This is a genomic window from Ruegeria sp. G12, from assembly GCF_056533565.1.
In genome coordinates this window covers 217,021-236,444 of record NZ_JBQFOO010000006.1, presented here as the reverse complement: position 1 = coordinate 236,444, position 19,424 = coordinate 217,021, and the positions used below count along the sequence as shown (strand labels likewise).

21 protein-coding genes are annotated in these 19,424 nt (G+C 59.2%); 11 read left to right on the top strand and 10 right to left on the bottom strand.

The annotated features are described in order from the left end of the window. Positions 1–83 precede the first annotated feature (83 nt). From pstC to ACR0JN_RS15245, 6 genes are all read left to right on the top strand, one after another. Positions 84–1,556 carry a phosphate ABC transporter permease subunit PstC gene (gene pstC, locus ACR0JN_RS15270; protein ID WP_480886798.1) on the top strand — a complete coding sequence of 491 codons (1,473 nt, stop codon included), beginning with the start codon at positions 84–86 and terminating at the stop codon, positions 1,554–1,556. Next, positions 1,553–2,884, top strand: coding sequence for a phosphate ABC transporter permease PstA (gene pstA / locus ACR0JN_RS15265; RefSeq protein WP_480886795.1), 1,332 nt, complete (start codon positions 1,553–1,555; stop codon positions 2,882–2,884). Before pstC ends, pstA begins: the two co-directional genes overlap by 4 nt. A 14-nt stretch (positions 2,885–2,898) precedes the next feature. After that, positions 2,899–3,696: a phosphate ABC transporter ATP-binding protein PstB gene (gene pstB, locus ACR0JN_RS15260; protein WP_480816859.1), complete on the top strand. Its 798-nt coding sequence runs from the start codon at positions 2,899–2,901 to the stop codon at positions 3,694–3,696. 16 nt (positions 3,697–3,712) lie between these two features. Further along, the gene (phoU, locus tag ACR0JN_RS15255) at positions 3,713–4,423 is read left to right on the top strand and encodes a phosphate signaling complex protein PhoU (RefSeq protein ID WP_480816860.1); all 711 of its coding nucleotides are present in this window, start codon (positions 3,713–3,715) and stop codon (positions 4,421–4,423) included. Positions 4,424–4,435: 12 nt separating this feature from the next. Then, positions 4,436–5,125 carry a phosphate regulon transcriptional regulator PhoB gene (phoB, locus tag ACR0JN_RS15250; RefSeq protein WP_480816861.1) on the top strand — a complete coding sequence of 230 codons (690 nt, stop codon included), beginning with the start codon at positions 4,436–4,438 and terminating at the stop codon, positions 5,123–5,125. A gap of 178 nt (positions 5,126–5,303) precedes the next feature. Continuing rightward, positions 5,304–6,071: an SDR family oxidoreductase gene (locus ACR0JN_RS15245; RefSeq protein WP_480886793.1), complete on the top strand. Its 768-nt coding sequence runs from the start codon at positions 5,304–5,306 to the stop codon at positions 6,069–6,071. Here the strand turns inward: ACR0JN_RS15245 and ACR0JN_RS15240 are convergent. Beyond that, positions 6,068–6,937 (bottom strand): acyl-CoA thioesterase, encoded by an 870-nt coding sequence (locus tag ACR0JN_RS15240; RefSeq protein ID WP_480816863.1) that lies wholly within the window; start codon positions 6,935–6,937, stop codon positions 6,068–6,070. The two genes, ACR0JN_RS15245 and ACR0JN_RS15240, sit on opposite strands and share 4 nt — an antisense overlap. Before the next feature lie 48 nt (positions 6,938–6,985). Then, the gene (locus ACR0JN_RS15235) at positions 6,986–8,218 is read right to left on the bottom strand and encodes a serine hydrolase domain-containing protein (RefSeq protein WP_480886790.1); all 1,233 of its coding nucleotides are present in this window, start codon (positions 8,216–8,218) and stop codon (positions 6,986–6,988) included. Positions 8,219–8,398: 180 nt separating this feature from the next. On the opposite strand from ACR0JN_RS15235, the gene ACR0JN_RS15230 reads away from it, so the two are divergent. Next, on the top strand, positions 8,399–9,010 hold the full coding sequence (locus ACR0JN_RS15230) for a DsbA family protein (protein WP_480886786.1): 612 nt from the start codon (positions 8,399–8,401) through the stop codon (positions 9,008–9,010). Here the strand turns inward: ACR0JN_RS15230 and ACR0JN_RS15225 are convergent, their stop codons facing one another. Together ACR0JN_RS15225 and ACR0JN_RS15220 are read right to left on the bottom strand one after the other, a co-directional pair. After that, entirely contained in the window at positions 9,011–10,039 is a 1,029-nt protein-coding gene (locus ACR0JN_RS15225; RefSeq protein WP_480886783.1) for a phosphotransferase family protein, read from the bottom strand. Positions 10,040–10,047: 8 nt separating this feature from the next. After that, complete coding sequence (locus tag ACR0JN_RS15220; protein WP_480886780.1) at positions 10,048–10,866, bottom strand: SDR family NAD(P)-dependent oxidoreductase; 819 nt, start codon at positions 10,864–10,866, stop codon at positions 10,048–10,050. Between the two features lie 105 nt (positions 10,867–10,971). Here ACR0JN_RS15220 and ACR0JN_RS15215 point away from each other — a divergent pair, with 105 nt between their 5' ends. The 3 genes from ACR0JN_RS15215 (at position 10,972) to ACR0JN_RS15205 (ending at position 13,301) form a co-directional block, all read left to right on the top strand. Further along, the gene (locus ACR0JN_RS15215; protein WP_480886778.1) at positions 10,972–11,973 is read left to right on the top strand and encodes an NADPH:quinone oxidoreductase family protein; all 1,002 of its coding nucleotides are present in this window, start codon (positions 10,972–10,974) and stop codon (positions 11,971–11,973) included. Between the two features lie 126 nt (positions 11,974–12,099). Next, positions 12,100–12,549, top strand: a complete 450-nt coding sequence (aroQ, locus tag ACR0JN_RS15210) for a type II 3-dehydroquinate dehydratase (RefSeq protein WP_480886775.1) — start codon at positions 12,100–12,102, stop codon at positions 12,547–12,549. Continuing rightward, on the top strand, positions 12,546–13,301 hold the full coding sequence (locus tag ACR0JN_RS15205) for an autoinducer binding domain-containing protein (protein WP_480816870.1): 756 nt from the start codon (positions 12,546–12,548) through the stop codon (positions 13,299–13,301). Before aroQ ends, ACR0JN_RS15205 begins: the two co-directional genes overlap by 4 nt. Positions 13,302–13,673: 372 nt before the next feature. Here the strand turns inward: ACR0JN_RS15205 and tsf are convergent, their stop codons facing one another. The 5 genes from tsf to ACR0JN_RS15180 all read right to left on the bottom strand — a co-directional run bounded on the left by tsf (position 13,674) and on the right by ACR0JN_RS15180 (position 17,493). Further along, complete coding sequence (gene tsf / locus ACR0JN_RS15200; protein ID WP_480816871.1) at positions 13,674–14,549, bottom strand: translation elongation factor Ts; 876 nt, start codon at positions 14,547–14,549, stop codon at positions 13,674–13,676. A 76-nt stretch (positions 14,550–14,625) separates the two neighbouring features. Further along, entirely contained in the window at positions 14,626–15,426 is an 801-nt protein-coding gene (rpsB, locus tag ACR0JN_RS15195) for a 30S ribosomal protein S2 (protein WP_480498298.1), read from the bottom strand. A 192-nt stretch (positions 15,427–15,618) separates the two neighbouring features. Then, the gene (gene olsA, locus ACR0JN_RS15190) at positions 15,619–16,470 is read right to left on the bottom strand and encodes a lyso-ornithine lipid O-acyltransferase (protein ID WP_480886769.1); all 852 of its coding nucleotides are present in this window, start codon (positions 16,468–16,470) and stop codon (positions 15,619–15,621) included. Next, on the bottom strand, positions 16,457–17,212 hold the full coding sequence (gene olsB, locus ACR0JN_RS15185) for an L-ornithine N(alpha)-acyltransferase (RefSeq protein ID WP_480886765.1): 756 nt from the start codon (positions 17,210–17,212) through the stop codon (positions 16,457–16,459). Before olsB ends, olsA begins: the two co-directional genes overlap by 14 nt. Before the next feature lie 98 nt (positions 17,213–17,310). Continuing rightward, positions 17,311–17,493: a DUF3553 domain-containing protein gene (locus ACR0JN_RS15180; RefSeq protein WP_170430504.1), complete on the bottom strand. Its 183-nt coding sequence runs from the start codon at positions 17,491–17,493 to the stop codon at positions 17,311–17,313. Positions 17,494–17,535: 42 nt separating this feature from the next. On the opposite strand from ACR0JN_RS15180, the gene ACR0JN_RS15175 reads away from it, so the two are divergent. After that, positions 17,536–18,132, top strand: coding sequence for a histidine phosphotransferase family protein (locus ACR0JN_RS15175; RefSeq protein WP_480886764.1), 597 nt, complete (start codon positions 17,536–17,538; stop codon positions 18,130–18,132). Here the strand turns inward: ACR0JN_RS15175 and ACR0JN_RS15170 are convergent. Beyond that, positions 18,129–19,391 (bottom strand): glutamate-5-semialdehyde dehydrogenase, encoded by a 1,263-nt coding sequence (locus ACR0JN_RS15170; RefSeq protein WP_480886763.1) that lies wholly within the window; start codon positions 19,389–19,391, stop codon positions 18,129–18,131. The genes ACR0JN_RS15175 and ACR0JN_RS15170 overlap by 4 nt on opposite strands. Positions 19,392–19,424 lie beyond the last annotated feature (33 nt).

The following is a 19,424-nucleotide window of genomic DNA, read 5'->3' as shown; positions in this document are numbered from 1 at the left end:
TTCGTCTGACGTATTTGGGGGCGGCCACGGGTGTCGCCCCCAAACATCTTTTTAAGCTCCAAACCAAGACACGTGGGGGTGTCATGCCGATAATTTGGCTTTTCCTGATCATCATCGCGATCTCTGCAGCCGGATATGTGCTGGGGCGGGCGCGCGCCATGCAAAGCGCTGGGGGCGACAGCCGTAACCTGCATTCGCTGCCGGTCTTTTATGGTGCCAACGTCGCCTTGAAGGCTGCGGTCCCCGCCCTTGGTTTGTTGATTGTTTGGTTGCTGGTGCAGCCGCTGTTCGTGAATTCCCGGATTTCAGCGATGATCCCCGAGACTGCGGTCCAAGAAGGATCATCCCTAAGCCTTGTGATGGCCGAGGTGCGCCGGACGGCCGGCGGGTTGGACAGTGCAGTGGCACAAGGTCTGCTGACCGCAAATGCTGCAGATGATCGAAACGTCGATATCGCCGAGGTGACCCAATTGCTGAAAGAAGCAGGGCAGGTGGTGACCTCGGACATCACGCAACCGGTACTGCATGCCGCCCAAAGCTATCGTGACATGAACGCAACCGGGTACACGTTCATGTCAGTGGTCATTATTCTGGTCGCCTTGGTCGGCGTGGCGTTCAGCTGGTGGCAGACCCATTCGGAATACCGCGCCCGCAATGTGGTCGAGCAGGGCGTGCGTGTCCTGTTGCTGGCCGCCGCATCGGTTGCGGTCCTGACAACGGTCGGCATCGTGTTGTCGCTGGTCTTCAACACATGGGAGTTCTTCAAGCTCTACCCCGCGACCGACTTCTTTTTCGGAACGACCTGGGCCCCCAGCTTTTCGGGCCGGGGGGGCTCGTCAGCGCTGGGGATCATCCCGCTGTTGTGGGGGACGTTCTATATCTCTCTGGTCGCGCTACTGGTGGCCGTGCCCATCGGGCTGTTCGCGGCCATTTACCTCAGCGAGTATGCCTCGCCTCGGGTGCGATCAGTCGCCAAACCCTTGCTGGAAGTGCTGGCCGGTATCCCGACCATCGTCTACGGCCTGTTCGCGCTGCTGACTGTTGGCCCGCTGCTGCTGGGCGTGTTCGGTGATGACGGTCTGGGCTGGATGAAGGCGGGTACGGCCGTGATGACCGCAGGTCTGGTCATGGGCATCATGCTCATCCCGTTCGTGTCCTCGCTGTCGGACGACATCATCAACGCGGTCCCGCAGGCCATGCGTGACGGGTCCTACGGGCTAGGGGCCACCCAATCCGAAACCATCCGTCAGGTCGTCCTGCCCGCCGCCTTGCCGGGCATCGTCGGCGCGATCCTTCTGGCGGCCTCGCGCGCCATTGGTGAAACCATGATCGTGGTTCTGGGGGCAGGGGCCGCAGCAAGGCTAAGCCTGAACCCGTTCGAGGCCATGACCACCGTGACCGCGAAAATCGTCAGCCAGTTGACCGGCGACGCGGATTTCGCCTCGCCCGAGGCGCTGGTCGCCTTCGCACTTGGCATGACGCTGTTCGTCGTCACGCTGGGTCTGAACATCTTTGCCCTCTACATCGTGCGCAAGTACCGGGAGCAGTACGAATGACCGACGCAAGCATGCAAACCCCCGAAGCGGGCCGCCAATCGGTCTCGCTGACCGCGACGGACGCACGTACGCGCAAACGCGCCAACGCGGAAAAGCGGTTCCGGGCCTATGGAATAGTCGCAATCGCAACCGGGCTTTTCTTTCTTGTGGTCCTGTTCGCCTCGATCCTGTCGCAGGGTATCCCGGCCTTCACCCGCACAGTCGTGAGCGTGGAGTTCACGCTGACGGAACCGCAGCTTGAAGAGGCTGAAGGCACGCTGTTCAAAACCAAGGCCTATTCCGACCTGTTCATCGCGGCGCTGAACAAGGAGCTGTCCGACAGCGGGCTGAACGTCGACTTTGACGATAAGGCGATTGAACGGTTGCTGGGCAAGGTCGGCGGCACCATTCGGGAATTCTACAAAGCAAATCCGGACAAGCTGGGTGAGCCCGTGGAATTTGACCTCGCAGCCTCCAGCCGGGTTGATGGGTACTACAAGGGCCGCGTGTCGCGCGACACCATTCAGGACAGCCGCTTCCTGCAGAAAAGCGACCTTGATTTGGTGGATGCGCTGAAAGAGGCGGGCATCATCAAACAGGTGTTCAACTGGCCGTTCATCACCGGCGCAGACTCGGGCGTGGACAACCCCGGCGGCGCGGGGATCGGAGCCTCGGTTGTGGGCTCGTTCTTCATGATGCTGGTGGTTCTTGGCCTGTCGCTGCCGATCGGCGTTGCCGCCTCGATCTACCTTGAGGAATTCGCACCGCAGAACCGGTTCACGGATTTGATCGAGGTGAACATATCGAACCTTGCCGCTGTACCGTCCATCGTGTTCGGTATCCTTGGTTTGGCTGTGTTCATTCAGTTCATGCACCTGCCACAATCGGCCCCTCTGGTCGGCGGTCTGGTCCTGACGCTAATGACCCTGCCGACGATCATCATCTCGACCCGTGCCTCGCTCAAGGCGGTTCCGCCGTCGATCCGCGATGCGGCACTTGGGGTAGGGGCCTCGAAAATGCAGGCGGTGTTCCATCACGTTCTGCCGCTGGCCGCGCCGGGTATCCTGACCGGCACCATCATCGGACTGGCGCAGGCGCTGGGGGAAACCGCGCCGCTGCTGCTAATTGGCATGGTAGGCTTTGTCGCGCGCGGATACCCGGACGGGTTCCTGGCGGGCTTTACCGAGCCGAACTCGGCCATGCCCGCGCAAATCTATACTTGGGCCGCACGCGCAGACGTGGGCTTTTACGAAAAAGCCTGGGGCGGGATCATCATCCTTCTGGTATTCCTGCTGACCATGAACATCATCGCAATCATCCTGCGCCGCCGCTTTGAACGCCGCTGGTAACGAGGGGCACGAAAATGAACGACATGTCACGAGTGGAGAGAGACGTGGACACCAAGGATATCAAGCTGGAGTGCCGTGACTGCCAAGTTTACTACGGTGACACCCACGCCATTAAAGACGTCAACGTCGACATCGAAGACAAAACCGTAACGGCTTTCATCGGCCCGTCAGGCTGTGGGAAGTCCACCTTTCTGCGCTGCTTGAACCGGATGAACGACACAATCGACGTGGCCCGTGTGAAGGGCTCGTTCAAACTGGATGGCGAAGATATCTATGACAAGCGGGTCGACCCTGTGCAGTTGCGCGCAAAGGTGGGCATGGTGTTCCAGAAACCGAACCCGTTCCCCAAGTCGATCTATGACAACGTGGCCTATGGCCCGCGCATTCACGGTCTTGCCAAGAACAAGGCGGAACTGGATGAAATCGTTGAAAAATCCCTGCGTCGCGGCGCGATCTGGGATGAGGTTAAGGACCGCTTGGATGCCCCGGGTACCGGTCTTTCAGGTGGTCAGCAACAGCGTTTGTGCATCGCGCGGGCCGTAGCGACGCAGCCAGAGGTCCTGCTGATGGACGAACCCTGCTCGGCGCTGGACCCGATTGCGACGGCGCAGGTTGAGGAACTGATCGACGAGCTGCGCAAGCGGTACTCAGTGGTGATCGTGACACACTCAATGCAGCAGGCGGCGCGTGTCAGCCAGAAGACGGCGTTCTTCCATCTGGGTAATCTGGTCGAGTTTGGCGAAACCGGCCAGATTTTCACCAACCCGGTAGACCCGCGAACCGAAAGCTACATTACAGGCCGCATCGGCTGATCAAAGGTATTCAGACATGAACGACACAAGCGAACAGCATATTGCATCTGCCTTCGACCGCGATCTTGAGGCGATTCAGGCGCATATCATGAAGATGGGCGGGCTTGTCGAAGCCTCGATCATGGGGGCGGCGCGCTCGCTGGAAACCCGGGACGAGGAACTGGCGCAGGACGTTCGCAGAAAAGACAAGGCAATCGATGCGCTGGAAGAGCTGATCAACGAGGAAACCGCGCGCCTGATCGCACTCCGCGCGCCCACGGCAGGCGATTTGCGCCTGGTTCTTTCGGTCATGAAAGTGGCGGCTAATCTCGAGCGGATAGGGGACTATTCTAAGAATATCGCCAAGCGCACTGCAGTTCTGATCAACGCGGGCGAGATCAACGGCAGCGCCGCCGCCTTGCGCCGAATGGCCCGCGAAGTCGAGGTGATGCTGCGCGACGCACTCGACGCCTATATCCAGCGCGACGCCGAACTGGCCGCCGATGTGATCGAGCGCGATCTGGAGGTTGACCAGATGTATAACGGTCTGTTCCGCGAGTTTCTGACCTTCATGGCCGAGGACCCACGGAACATTTCGGCCTGTATGCATCTGCATTTCATTGCCAAGAACATCGAGCGCATGGGTGATCACGTGACCGCTATTGCCGAGCAGGTGGTCTATCTGGTTACCGGCGAACGCCCGACCGAGGCCAGGCCCAAAGCCGACAACACGTCGCATACTGTCTAGGAGACACAGACCATGTCCGCAGATCAGCCGACTGTTTTGGTGGTCGAGGATGAGCTCGCCCAGCGCGAGGTGCTGGCCTATAACCTCGAAGCCGAAGGCTTTCGCGTGTCCAAAGCCGCCAATGGCGACGAAGCGTTGCTGCTGGTGGATGAGGACAGCCCGGACATCATCGTGCTGGACTGGATGATGCCTAACCTCAGCGGCATCGAAGTTTGCCGCAGGCTCAAGATCCGGCCAGACACACGTTCGATCCCGATCATCATGCTGTCCGCGCGCTCGGAAGAGGTTGACAAAGTGCGGGGGCTAGAGACGGGGGCCGACGACTACGTGGTGAAACCCTATTCTGTCGTCGAACTGATGGCGCGAGTTCGTACGCAGTTACGCCGCGTTCGCCCAGCGACGGTCGGGCTGCGGTTGGAGTTTGCCGATATCGTTCTGGATTCCGAGACTCACAAGGTCAGCCGTGGCAGCAAACCGTTGAAACTCGGACCCACGGAATTCCGGCTGCTGAGCACGTTCATGGAAAAGCCGGGGCGGGTCTGGAGCCGCGAACAACTGCTGGACCGCGTCTGGGGTCGCGATATCTATGTGGACACGCGAACCGTGGACGTTCATATCGGTCGACTGCGCAAGGCTCTGACGCAACATGGTGGCGAAGACCCGGTGCGAACCGTGCGCGGCGCAGGCTACGCGCTGGGGTGAGGGTTCTGGGGCGATGATGCGAAGTTTGTTCGTAGTTTCTGGTGGATAGAGGACTTGTTGCATCTACCTTCCGAGCGATCGAATTATTGTATAATCGGTATTATGGTAAATAGATAGCCCTGTAATTCCGCACTTAACGCCGTACCATGCTCCAAAGGTTTGTAAGTTGGACCCGCAGATGGAATTGCACGGAAAGACCGTTGTCGTCACTGGCGCTGCTGGCGGGATTGGCAAAGGCCTCGCGCAGCGGTTTGCGCGTGAAGGTTCTTTGGTGGTCTGCGCCGACGTTGATGACGACGGTGCGCAGCTGACCGCTGAGGCTATCGGCGGGCAAGCTATGCGCTGCGATGTGTCCTCCGAGACTGACATCGTGGCTTTGATCGACCACGTCGAAGACAGCATCGCGCCGATTGATCTGTTCTGTGCAAATGCCGGAATTCTGACCCTGGGCGGTCCGGACGTGTCTGATGACGACTGGGATCGGATCTGGAACATCAATGTTATGTCCCACGTCTGGACTGCGCGGCATCTGGTGCCCCGGATGATTGCGCGCGGCGGTGGTTACTTGCTGACAACAGCCTCGGCGGCCGGATTGCTGAACCAACCCGGCGCGGCTCCGTACGCTGTGACCAAACACGCCGCCGTTGGGCTGGCCGAATGGCTGGCTTTGACATATGGCCCCAAAGGGTTGCGCGTTTCGGTACTGTGCCCGCAGGCCGTGCGATCTGAAATGACACGCGGGCACGAGACTTCGGTGGCGGCAATCGACGGGATGCTGGAGCCTGAGGAGGTTGCAGACGCTTGTGTTGAGGCTATCCAAGCAGAACAATTTCTGGTGCTGCCACATCCAGAGGTGCTAAATTACATGAGGCTGAAAACAGCAGATTACGACCGTTGGATCGCAGGAATGCAGAAGTTAAATCAGCAGTTTACGGAAAATCCCTAAGGTCGTTTCTGAGCCTTGCGCATCAACCCTTCCTGAGCGACCGATGCAACCAGAACGCCATCTTCCGAATAGATCGACCCTCGGTTAAAGTTCCGTCCCTGCCCCGCCCACGGCGAGTCCATCGAGTACAAATGCCACTGGTCGAATTGCACGGGCGCGTGAAACCATATCGCGTGGTCGAGACTGGCGCCATTCACTTCGCCCGTAAACCAGCTTACGCCATGAGGGCGCATACCCGAAAGCATCAGGCTCATGTCCGAAGCATAAGCCAGAAGTAGATGTTGTGTCTTGGCGTCCGCCGAGGCTGCTGCACCCATACGAAACCAGATTTGGTTGCGGTCATCAGAGATCGCGGGATGGAAAAGGTCCAGATGATCGACTTCTCGCACCTCAATCGGGCGTTCGCGCAGGAATTCACCGCGCATCTTCTCCGGGACCCGATCAAGATAGCGGTTTCGCAATTCAGTTCTGGCCGGATAGGTCTCTGGCGCGTTCAAATCGGGCATCGGATGCTGGTGGGACCATCCTTCGTCCTGAATATGGAACGAGGCTGACATGTTCAGAATCTGTTTTCCGTGCTGGATCGCGACCACGCGTCGTGTCGTGAAAGAACCTCCATCCCGCGCTCTATCCACCTGATAAATAACCGGAATGCTTGGATCTCCGGGCCGGATGAAATACGCGTGCAGCGAGTGACATAGCCGGTCATCCACGGTCCTGTAGGCTGCAGCCAGCGCCTGCGCGATCACCTGGCCGCCAAATATCCGCATGGGTGTTTCACCGCCGGAGCCGGTGCCGCGAAACAAATCGACCTCAAGCCGTTCGACGTTCAAAAGATCAAGCAGAATACGCTCGGCTTCGGTCATGGTCCGGTCTCCGATGGGGTTTTGAAACGGGTATCCGCGTTTTGGGGATCAATCAACCAAAGCGGCCTGAACCAGCGCTTTAAGCTCGGCCCGTGACGGGTACGAGCTTGAGGGCGACAACTGAGTCAAAAACACCGCAGTCAGATCGTTCTCCCAGTCGATCCAGAAGAAGGTCGAGGCCATACCGCCCCAACTGAAATCCCCGACCGAGCCGGGAACCCGCACCCTGCCCGGGTCCAGCAGCACCGAGCCGCCTAGGCCGAAACCGACGCCCTCCATCGGTTGTTCGGCGAAACTGCTCGGTCCCATGGATGCGATGTCGCCCGGCAAATGGTTGCGCATCATGAAGTCCACGATTTTGGGGCCAAGCAGACGATGGCCGTTGCCCAAGCCGCGGTTCCTTAACATCTCGGTGAATGCGGCGTAATCGTCGATTGTGCCAATCAAACCCCCACCGCCCGAGAATGTCGTGGTGCGTTCAAAGGGCGAGTCGCCGGGCTGATCCACCAGACGCAAGGTCTCGGAACCATGATTGGCGGAATTCAACTCCATCGCATCGCCGGACAGCGGTGTGTAGAGCGACGCAAACCGATCCCCTGCCCCGTCCGGCACCCGGAAGGCGGTGTCGTGCATCCCCAATGGGTCAAAGATGTGGTCGCGAAAGTACTGGTCCAGCGTCTTGCCAGAGGTGAGTTCAATTACGTAGCCTAGCACATCCATGCTGACCGAGTATTCCCAGCGGGTGCCCGGCTGGAAGGCCAACGGCAGCTTTGCAAGATCACGCACCCTGTCGCTCAGAAGCCCTTGATCTGGCTTGAATAACAGATCTTGTTCATCCATCGCGGCGGGCAGAACGCCGGGGTTGAACGGATAACTGAGGCCGCTGGTGTGGGTCAGCATCTGGTGCAGGGTTGGCGGGGCGGCTTCCTCGGTCTGGTCCAGCGTTTCTGCACCGGGGATCAGCGCCTGCACCCCGTGGAACTCGGGGATGAACTCCGAAATCGGGGTGTCGAGTGTGAAAAGTCCGCGCTCCACCAGCGTCATCAGGGCCACGGCGGTCACGGGTTTGGTCATAGAGTAGATGCGCGCCCATGTATCCCGCCCGAACGGCAGATCGTTTTCGGTGCTGCGCTGACCGCAAGCGTGAAAAAACGCCTCGGTCCCGCGCTGTTTCAGCAAAAACGAACTGCCCGCATATTTGCGCTGATCCACATAGCGCTCCATCCACGGGCGGATGCGATCCAGCCTTGCCGGATCAAGTTTTACGTCACTGTTCGGCATATCCCGCCCCTGTCCCGATCTTCGTCGCTTTTCCCCGCGATCTGACCGCATTTGCAGATATTTCTCAAGAAAATCATTGTTATCGCTGAAACTGTCTTCGGGCTGTTAGACTGGCAGTGGTACAGATTCGCAGTTTCCCAGTTCCCGAACATAACCCGACACCCCGCGCGGAGGAACGACATGGCGCAAAGCATGGATTTTGTTTACGATTTTTGCAGCCCCAATGCGTTCCTAGCGTACAAGGCGCTGCCCGATCTGGCCGCGCGGTATAAGGTTGAGGTCAATTATGTGCCGGTCTTGCTGCCCATCGTTTTCAAGGCGACTCACAACCAAAACCCGTTTGAGGCGTTCTCGGAAAACCGTAAAAAGACCTCGTACCTGACGCATGACCTGCACCGGTTTGCACGGCGACGCGGGATCAGTTTTCACATGAGTCCGCATTTTCCGATGAACACGAAATTCGCCATGCGCGGTGCGTTGTTTGCGATGGGGAAGTCGTGGGAAACCAATTATATAGACGCGATCTTTGATGCAATCTGGGTACATGGTCAAAAGGTCGAGGAAATCGGCGTGTTGACGGACATCCTGCACGAACATGGCCTTCCGGTTCGCAAAATACGCGAGGCTATAGCAAGCGCGGACACCAAGCCGAAATTGAAAGAACAATCCAAAGCCGCTGTGAAACGCGGTGTGTTTGGAGTGCCCAGCATGTTCCTGGGGTCCGAGATGTTCTTTGGCAAAAACAGCCTGGCAAATCTGGAGCTTGAGCTGTCCACTCTGGCCAAGGCGTGATCATCCCCCGTTTAACGCAGCCAAACCGTGCTGGGCAAAGACCGGAACATATGCCCCGAAGGCCTGCGCCCTTTTCGGGTCCGATGCGTTGCCGTCCAATGCCCTTTTGTAAACGCCCTGCAGAATCCCAGCCATTCGGAAGAAGTTGAAGGCCAGATAGAAGCCGAAGTTCTCGATTCCAGTCAGACCGCGCCGCTGGCAATATTGGTCGATAAACGCCCGATCTCTTGGCAGCCCCAGAGCGTTACGATCTATCCCGGCAAGGCCCCGCCCCTCTTTCCCCGGTGGTAGTTGCCACTGCATGATGACGGCGGCCAGATCGGCGTAAGGGTGACCGATGGTCGACAATTCCCAATCCAGCACGCCGATGCAGTTGGTTCCGTCCGGGGCGAACATCAGGTTGTCGATCCTGTAGTCTCCGTGAACCAGAGTTCTTTGCCCGTCATCAGCCGGAATCGAGCTTTCCAGCGCAGTGATCAACGCATCCATATCTGCGATCACCGAGGTTTCCGAGGCACGGTACTGCTTGGTCCAGCGTGAGATCTGGCGTTCGAAATAATTACCCGTTGGGCCGTAATCGGCCAACCCTACCGCGTTGATATCCACCATATGCAACGCGGCCAGAACCCGGTTCATCTCGTCAAACACGGCGGTACGGGTGTTATTGCTTTCGCCTTGCATCGACGGTTCCAGAAAAACCCGGCCCTCTAGGCGTTCCATCACGTAAAAGGCCGATCCAATCACTGTCTCGTCCTCGCACAGGATTAGCATCTCGGGCACTGGCACGGGGCTGCCCGCCAACGCGCGCTGCACCCGAAACTCCCGCTCGACCGCGTGGGCAGATTTCAGCAGAACACCCGGCGGCTTGCGGCGCAGGACATAGGGTTTTTCGGGCGTTCGGAGCTCGAACGTCGGGTTGGACTGGCCAATTGCGAATTTGGTGGCCTGTAAAGGACCACGGTAGCCATCCAGATGGGCGCTGAGATAGGCGTCGACTGCGGTAAGGTCCAAAGCGGAGTTGTCGTTCATCGTGGCGCTCATAAAGCTTCGGCGAAGATATTGCCCGCCGTCACGACATTGATACCACCGGATACTGGGATCACCGCGCCGGTCACGTAGCTGCCGCCGCGTCCGCACAGGAACAGCATGCACCCGGCGATATCCTCATCCCGGCCGACGCGCCCCAAGGGGACCGATTTGCCGACCTTGGCGCGCGTGCCCTCGTCTTCCGTGGCAAACGCCGTCATGCGCGAAACAAACGGACCGGGTGCCAGCGCGTTGACGGTGATGTGGTAGGGCGACAGTTCTTTCGCCAGGATCTTGGTCAGATGCAGCACGGCGGCCTTTGAGGCCGAATAGCTGTAGGCCCCGTCCCCCATCGGAACCTCGCCCATGACCGAGCCGACATTGACCACGCGGGCCGGATCATCCTCGGTCGCCGTGGCCATCAACAGGGGCAGCAACCGCTGGGTCAGTTCAAAAATACCCGCAACGTTGACGGACATCACCTTGTCCCACGCGTCATATGGGAACTGTCCCATCGGTGCGCCCCACGAGACACCGGCATTATTCATAAGTATATCAAGCCGGTCCGTGCGCGCGTTGATGTCCGAGACCAACGCTTCGATCCCCTCCGCGCTGCTCAAATCCCCGGCAAAGCCCTCGGCACTGCCGGGGGCGTCCAACGCGTTCAACTCGGCTGCAACTTTAACGCAGGCATCCCCTTTGCGCGAGGCGATCAGGACACGGGCACCGGCCCCGACCAGTGCCTCTGCCGCCATGCGTCCGATGCCCGTGGCCCCACCGGTGACCAAAGCGGTCTTTCCTTGCACTGAAAACAGCGTTTCGGGTGTCATTGTCTGCTCCTCCGTTGGGTGCGACGCGGCGTCCCTCGTGTTGACTCAGCGTGGTCTTGCCCCGAGATTTCCCTTTCAGAGAATAACAGGGGCAACAGGATCAACATGCAAGCATTACTCAGCGTCGCGCCGGGCGGACCCGAGACACTGGAACTTACCACCCTGCCCGATCCGCATCCGGGCAAAGGGGAACTGCTGGTCGGCGTCAAAGCGGCGGGCGTGAACTTTCCGGATACCCTGATCATTCAGGACCTGTACCAGATGAAACCGCCCCGCCCCTTTGCGCCGGGCGGTGAGATCGCAGGTGAGGTTCTGGCAGTTGGTGAAGGGGTCACCGGATTTGTGGTCGGCGACAGAGTTCTTGCACTGACCGCTTTTGGTGGGTTTGCCACGCATCTGAATGTTCAGGCGACCTCGGCGATCAAGATGCCTGAGGCGATGCCCTATGACGATGCCGCATGTTTTATTTTTACCTACGGCACGTCGTACCACGCCCTGAAGGACCGGGCCGCTATCCAGCCTGGCGAGACTCTGCTGATTCTGGGTGCTGCCGGCGGCGTCGGAACGGCTGCCATCGAACTGGGCAAAGCGATGGGGGCCAGGGTGATTGCGGCGGTATCATCACCGGAAAAGGCGGAATTCTGCCGCCAGATCGGGGCGGATGACGTTCTTGTGTACCCTAAGGACATGACCAAGGACACGCAGAAGGTTTTTGCCAAGGAAATCAAGGCGCTCGCCAAAGGGGATGGCGTTGACGTGGTGTATGATGCGGTGGGTGGTGCATATGCTGAACCAGCGCTGCGCAGCATGGCGTGGAAAGGGCGCTATCTGGTTGTCGGCTTTCCGGCGGGTATTCCGAACATCCCACTCAATCTCGCGCTGTTGAAAGGCTGCCAGATCGTTGGCGTTTTCTGGGGCGCATCGGTGTTCCGAGAGCCCGAGGGCCATGCGGAAAACATTAGCGAATTGTTTGACTTATACCAAGCCGGACACATCAGGCCACGCATCAGCGAACGGTTCCCCCTGAGCCGCGCAGCCGAGGCATTGGCGCTTTTATCGGGACGATCTGTTCTCGGAAAAGTTGTGGTGACGATTGGCGAAGGCTGAACGGGCCGCCGCTAAGCGCATCGCTGCCTGTCCCAGGGGTGTTGCGGACTCGCCTCATAAGGGCAAACCCCGGTGGACATCCCCAACTGTTCGTGCCAATGAATTTGACATGGGGACAATGAAATAATGCATAAAATTCTGGTTTTGAACGGTCCGAACCTTAATCTGCTGGGTACGCGGCAGCCCGAGGTTTACGGCAGCACAACGTTGCAGATGGTCGAGGATTTGTGCACCAGCCATGGCGTGTCCGTCGGGCTGGAGGTTTCGCATTTTCAATCCAATCACGAAGGCGCGCTGATCGACGCGATCCACGGCGCGCGCGGTGTCCAGGATGGGCTGGTTCTGAACGCAGGCGCATACACCCATACCTCAATCGCGCTGATGGACGCGATTGCCTCGGTCGAGCTTCCGATGGTTGAGGTTCACTTGTCCAACATCCACGCGCGTGAGGCGTTTCGCCACAAGTCCTACATCGCCTCGGTTGCGTTAGGGCAGATCTGCGGTTTTGGCGCGCAGAGTTATGTTCTGGCGCTCGACGCTCTGGCAGCGCATTTGGGCAAGGAGAATGCGGGATGAACCTGTCCGAGTATCTCAACTTTCTGAGCTACACCAAGACTCTGGAAGAGCTTTGGGATGCGCATTGCCGCCAGATGGCACAATACGGGTTTGACCGTTTGCTGTATGGCTATACGCAATACCGCACCGAAACCTCGCTGGGGGACCCCGAGGATTTCGTGATCCTGACCAACCACTGTCAGGAATACCTGGACGGGTTTCTGCGGTCGGGCCTGTATTTCAATGCGCCGATGCTGAAATGGGCGTTGCAGAACGAAGGGGCCGCAAGCTGGCGCTTGATCGGCGAGATGATGTCCAGCGGAACCATGACCGCTGAAGAGCGGCGCGTTTTCGATTTCAACAAGGCAAAAGGCGCGACAGTCGGCTATACGATCAGCTTTACCTCGGTCTCGATGCGGTCCAAGGGCGCGATTTCGATGGCGCATTACGGCGACATGACTCAGGACCAGTTGGATTCGGTCTGGGATGAGCATGGCGATGACATCCTGTTGATGAACAACATGGCGCATCTGAAAATCCTGACCCTGCCCTATAACGCGCCGAACCGAGCCCTGACAAAACGCCAGCGCGAGGCGCTGCAATGGGTGGGCGACGGCAAGACCACGCAGGACATTGCTCTGCTGATGGGGCTGACCTCTGCCACCGTGGAAAAGCACCTGCGGCTGGCGCGTGAGGCGTTGTCGGTCGAAACAACAGCGCAGGCCGTATTGAAGGCGTCCTTGCAGAATCAAATGTTCGTGATGGAGGCCTAGCCTCTACCAAGCACAGCGTGTCCTTACTTTACCTAGGGTAAGGAAATCATGACTTTTCGTTCTAATACCAAAGTTGCAAAGTGTTAATGTTCCGTGAGTGGTGGCTTTAGCCAGGGAACATTTGGTCGGATCTTTGCAATACCAAAGCTCTCCGGTCGGTCTGACATCGGGGCGTCTATTCGTCCGCGTACCTTTGTCGGAATTTTTGAGGGGCCTCGACCATCCCCATCATGCGGGGCCCCTCATTCACCATCCTTAGAAAGTGCGGGCGCCTCGGCGTCTTTTTTTGTGTCTGCAAAAAAATCGGCCACGCACTGCGTGACCGACCTTTGCGTGCTTCCGGACCCCTTTTCTGGGGTCCTGGGAAATCGCTTAGCCTTGTGCGGCTTTGGCAACTTCGGCGGCGAAGTCTTCTTTTTCGACCACGATGCCTTCGCCCACTTCCAGACGGATGAAGCCAGTGATGGTTGCGCCTGCTTCTTTGGCCGCTGCTTCAACGGTCAGGTCAGGGTTCACAACGAACTGCTGGTTCAGCAGGGTCGATTCCGCGACGAATTTCTTCATGCGGCCGACGATCATCTTCTCAATCACCTGCTCCGGCTTGCCGGATTCGCGGGCGATGTCCATCTGAACCTGCTTTTCTTTCTCGACAACTGCCGGGTCCATGTCCGCCTCGGACAGAGCCGCCGGGTTCACGGCCGCGATGTGCATCGCAACCTGCTTGCCGATCGCTTCGTCGCCACCCGACAGAGCAACCAGAACGCCGATTTTGCCCATGCCGTTGGTAGCCGCGTTGTGGACGTAGGACACAACGGTGTCGCCCGACAGTTTGGACATGCGGCGCACCGACATATTCTCGCCAATGGTGGCGATCTTGTCAGTCAGGGTGTCGGCCACGTTCTTGCCGCCCAGATCAGCTGCCAGCAGGGCTTCGACGTTATCCACGCCTTCGGCTGCATAGGCGATCTTGCCAACCATTTCCTGGAATTCAGCGTTCTTTGCAACGAAGTCGGTCTCCGAGTTCACCTCGACAGCGACACCGTTGCCACCGCTGACGTGAACGGCAACCAGACCCTCGGCTGCGGTACGGCCCGATTTCTTGGCCGCTTTGGCCAGACCTTTGGTACGCAGCCAGTCAACGGCCTCGTCCATGTTACCGCCGGTCTCGGTCAGCGCTTTTTTCGCGTCCATCATGCCTGCGCCGGTTGCGTCGCGCAGTTCTTTCACCATTGCTGCTGTGATTGCCATCTTTTGGCTCTCCTCAATTCAAACGGATTTAGGGCAGGTCTACCCTGCCCCATATGTCAGTAACGTGACGGGCAGCTTACGCTTCGGCTTTGGCTTCCGGCGCGGCTTCTTCCGCAGGCGCTTCTTCGGCAACGGCTTCTTCCACCGGAGCTTCCTCGAATGCACCCAGATCAACGCCTGCTGCACCCATCTGAGCGGTCATACCGTCCAGCGCAGCGCGTGCGGCCAGATCGCAGTACAGCGCGATGGCGCGGGCTGCGTCGTCGTTGCCGGGGATGATGTAATCAACGCCATCGGGCGAGCAGTTGGTATCAACCACTGCCACAACCGGGATACCCAGCTTGTTGGCTTCGGCGATGGCCAGCGCTTCTTTCTTGACGTCGATGACGAACAGCAGATCAGGAACGCCGCCCATCTCGCGGATACCGCCCAGCGAGGCCTGCAGCTTGGCCTGGTCACGCTCCATGCCCAGACGCTCTTTCTTGGTCAGGCCTTCGGCGCCCGATTCCATCGCTTCGTCGATCTGGTTCAGACGGTTGATCGATTGGGAAACGGTTTTCCAGTTGGTCAGTGTGCCGCCCAACCAGCGGTGGTTCATGAAGTACTGAGCCGACTTTTCAGCAGCCTCTGCGATCGGCTGAGCCGCCTGACGCTTGGTGCCGACGAACAGAACGCGGCCACCTTTGGCGACGGTGTCACGTACGGCCTGCAGCGCCTGGTCCAGCATCGGAACGGTCTGCGTCAGGTCCATGATGTGGATGCCATTGCGCGAGCCGTAGATGAACGGGCCCATGCGGGGATTCCAACGCTGTGTCTGGTGACCAAAGTGAACGCCAGCTTCCAACAGCTGACGCATGGTGAACTCGGGAAGAGCCATGCTTTACTTTCCTTTTCCGGTTTACGCCTCGGCGGGGGTGAAAGAAGCGGATGCTCCAACCGGCGGGCCAGATAGGGATGTCTCCCCTACAAAGCCCAAACCCCGCCTGCGGGTTTGAATGGCGCGCGTATACGTTAGCGGCGATCACCCTACAAGGGAAAAAATCAAAAAAAATATGCTTGGCGCACTATTTTACGATATGCGCGCCAAGCTATGCGCGTGACGCACGGCCTCCTCACAATGCGCCGCCAACGCCTTGCGGTTGGCGAAATCGCTGACCTTTGCGGGACTGTGATAAATCAACTCGACCGAGCCCTGCCTGCGCGCCCCCAGCGTCTTGAGCAGATGCGGCGCGAAATCCATATCTCCCCACCAGCCATAGAACCGATCCGGTTCCCCTTTGGGCGCGTGATAGATGACCGAGACGGGTTGCACATACATGAAATCGCGCAGTTCTTCGGTAAAGAACGCCGCAAAAAGCGTTGTTTTAAATGGCAAAACGCGCAGGCCGTCTGTCGACGTGCCCTCGGGGAAGAACAATAGCTTGTGCCCCGCGGTCAGCCGTTCCTGAAACAGCAAGGTCTGTTCTCGCGCCTTTTTTGGGTTACGTTCGATGAAGACCGTGCCGGTCGAGCGCGCCAACCAGCCGATACCGGGCCATTTGGCCACTTCGGCCTTGGACACGAAGAACACACGTTTGCGGGAATTCAAAGCGAAAATATCCAGCCACGAGGAATGGTTCGCCACCACCGCCCCGCGCTGGGTCATCAACTCCCCGGACGCGCGGAACCCGATCCCGAGAATTCGAAATGCGTTCCGGCTGACAAACTGAGTGATGAACGGCGTAATCGGTCGGCGCACCCCGTAAATCGGTCGTTCGATCAGGCGCAGGGCCAGAAGGACAAACAACCCGCCGAACACCAAGATCGCAATGGGTAGACCTCTGAGCAGAATCAGCAGCCAACCGGTAAGGCCCAACTCAATCGGGTCGGGTGCGTCATCGCTGCGCCACGAGGCATCGCTCACAGGTTTATGCTCCGCCATAGATGCGCCTCTGCCGGTCGTTCATGCGCGCAGTGTCGAGGATCAGACAGACATCGGTGGTGTTGAAGGCATGGTCGATAAAGGCCCCCTCGCCCACGAAACCGCCCAGCCGCAGATAGGCTTTGATCAGCGCGGGCACCTGCACCATCGCCGCGCGCCGGTCCAGCGCGTCTGGTTCGACCAGATCCATCGACTGAAAGACCTCGGGCTGCGCCCGAACCCTCAGATCGGTGGGCGCAAGGTGGTTGTGGTGCAGCATCGACAGCGGCTGCGCCAGCGCCTGCACATCGGTGCCGTGAAAACTGGCGACGCCGAACAGAACCTCAATCTGGCGCTCGGTGACATAAGCGGCCAACCCGTTCCACAGATGGTATAGTGCCATACCTCCCCGATAATCAGGATGAATACAGGACCGGCCAAGCTCCAGCAGCTTGCGTCCGCTGTCCTTCAGCACGCTCACATCATATTCGTCTTCGGAATAAAACTGCCCCAGTTCTACTGCACGTTCGCCCGGTAACAGCCTGTAAACGCCCACAACTTCGCCGCTGAGGTTGTCGATCGCAAGCATATGGTCAAAAAACGGATCGAACCGATCCCTCTCCAGCCCCGCGTCATGATCAACCATCTCTCCCTCGCCGCCTAGTTCGCGCACGAACACGTCATAGCGTAGGCGCTGCGCGGCGTGCAGGTCGTCCTCGGTCTCGGCAAGACGGATGGTAAATGAAGGGCCAGCGTCGGGCATGTCAGTCCTTTGTGTCACACGCGGCTGGTATCGCAGATTTTCGGCCAAAGGCAACAGGATGACTCTGGTGATCCCTGTTAACCTTTCCTAAACCAGTTTCACGGATCAAAGACCGGCATCAGGGCGATGCGCGTTCCGTCGATCACCACTTTCCCCTGCTCGCGGAAATTCACGGTGATCTTGCCTGCGATGTTGGACTGAACCTGTCCGACGCCCCAATCGGGGAAATCCGGGTGGCGGACAAACATGCCCGGTGCAAGAATGGCATTCAGGTCTGTCATGCGGGGCTCCGGTCCGGTGGCAGGTACGCTCAGGAGGTACGCATGGGCACATCAGACGTCAACCTGGCCGAGTTGATCGGCTCTCGGATCTGTCACGATCTGATCAGCCCGATCGGGGCGATCACCAACGGGTTGGAACTGCTGGACATGGTTGGTGCCGTGCAAGGCCCCGAGATGGAGCTGATTTCGGGCAGCGTCGGCAGCGCGGGCGCACGGATTCGGTTTTTCCGCGTGGCCTTCGGGTCGGCCAGCGATCAGCCTTTGGGCCGTGCCGAGGTGGCCGAGTTGCTTAGGGACGTCGCGCAGTCTGGCCGGGTGCGGGTCAACTGGAACCTGACCGGACCAGTGCCACGCAATCAGGTGAAACTGGCCTTTCTGGCACTGATGTGCTGCGAAAGCGCCATGCCCTTTGGGGGGGAGGTCGAGATTGCGTCACAGGGCGAGAACTGGCTGGTGACGGGCACCGCCGATAAGCTGAACGTCGATCCGGACCTTTGGAAAAGCGTCGCGACCGGACGCTTTGCCACCAAGGTCACGCCCGCGCAGGTCCAGTTTGCCCTGCTGCCCGAAACCGCCGCTGCGATGGGGCGGCGGGTTGCGGTCGAAACGGCCTCAACCCGCGTCGCCTTACGGTTCTAGGCCCGGGTCGTACCGTTTCCGCGCACTAGGTATTTGAAACTGGTCAGCTGAGCAGCCCCGACCGGCCCACGCGCGTGCATCTTGCCGGTTGCGATACCTATCTCGGCGCCCATGCCGAACTCTCCGCCATCAGCAAACTGGGTTGAAGCGTTGTGCATCAGGATCGCACTGTCGAGCCGTTCAAAGAACCGGGCGGCGGCTGAGGCATCCTCGGTCACGATGCAGTCGGTGTGATTCGACCCGTACTGCCGGATATGCGCGATGGCGGCGTCGATATCGGCAACCGGTTTCGCGGCGATGATGCTGTCGAGGAATTCTTTGCCCCAATCATCCGCCGTCGCCTGGACCGTTCCATCCACGGCTAGCGCGCCCTCGGCATGCACTTCGACACCTGCCGCAAGCAACGCGGCAATGACATCGCGCCCCAGGGTTTCAGCCACGTCCTGATGGATCAGCAGGCATTCGGCAGCGCCACAAATCCCGGTGCGGCGGGTCTTGGCGTTCAGCACCACGTCTAGCGTTTTCTGAGGGTCGGCGGCCTTGTCGATGTAGATGTGAACGATGCCTTCGAGATGGGCGAAAACAGGCACCCGCGCCTCGCGCTGGACCAGGCCGACAAGACCTTTGCCGCCGCGGGGAACGATCACATCGACGTAATCTGTCATCGTCAGCAACTCCTGAACCGCGGCGCGGTCTCGGGTCGGGATCAGTTGGATCGCATCCTCCGGAAGGTTCGCAGCCTTCAGCCCCTCGACCAGACAGGCGTGAATGGCGGTTGAGGAATGGAAGCTTTCCGAGCCGCCCCGCAGGATCACCGCATTGCCGGATTTCAGGCACAAAGCCCCGGCATCCGCCGTCACGTTCGGGCGGCTTTCATAGATCACGCCGATCACGCCCAAAGGCGTGCGCACCCGCTGGATGTTCAGGCCCGAGGGCATGTCCCATTCGGTCAGAACCTCCCCCACCGGATCGGCCTGATCCGCGACCGTGCGCAGACCGTCGACCATGCCCTGAACGCGGCCCTCGTTCAGCATGAGGCGATCCATCATCGCCGGGCTCAGGCCCTTTTCACGGCCAAACTCCAGATCTTTCTGGTTGGCTTCGATGATCTCGGCCCGGTTCCGCCAAACCGCCTCAGCCGCCGCAATCAGGGCGGCGTGTTTGCGCTCTGCACTGGCAAAGGCCAGATCGGCTGAGGCATCCTTGGCACGTTTTCCGATATCGGCCATCAGGGCGGGGATGTTGTCGAGATCCTTCATTTCTTAAGCCTTTCAGGTCGGTACAGTCCAAAT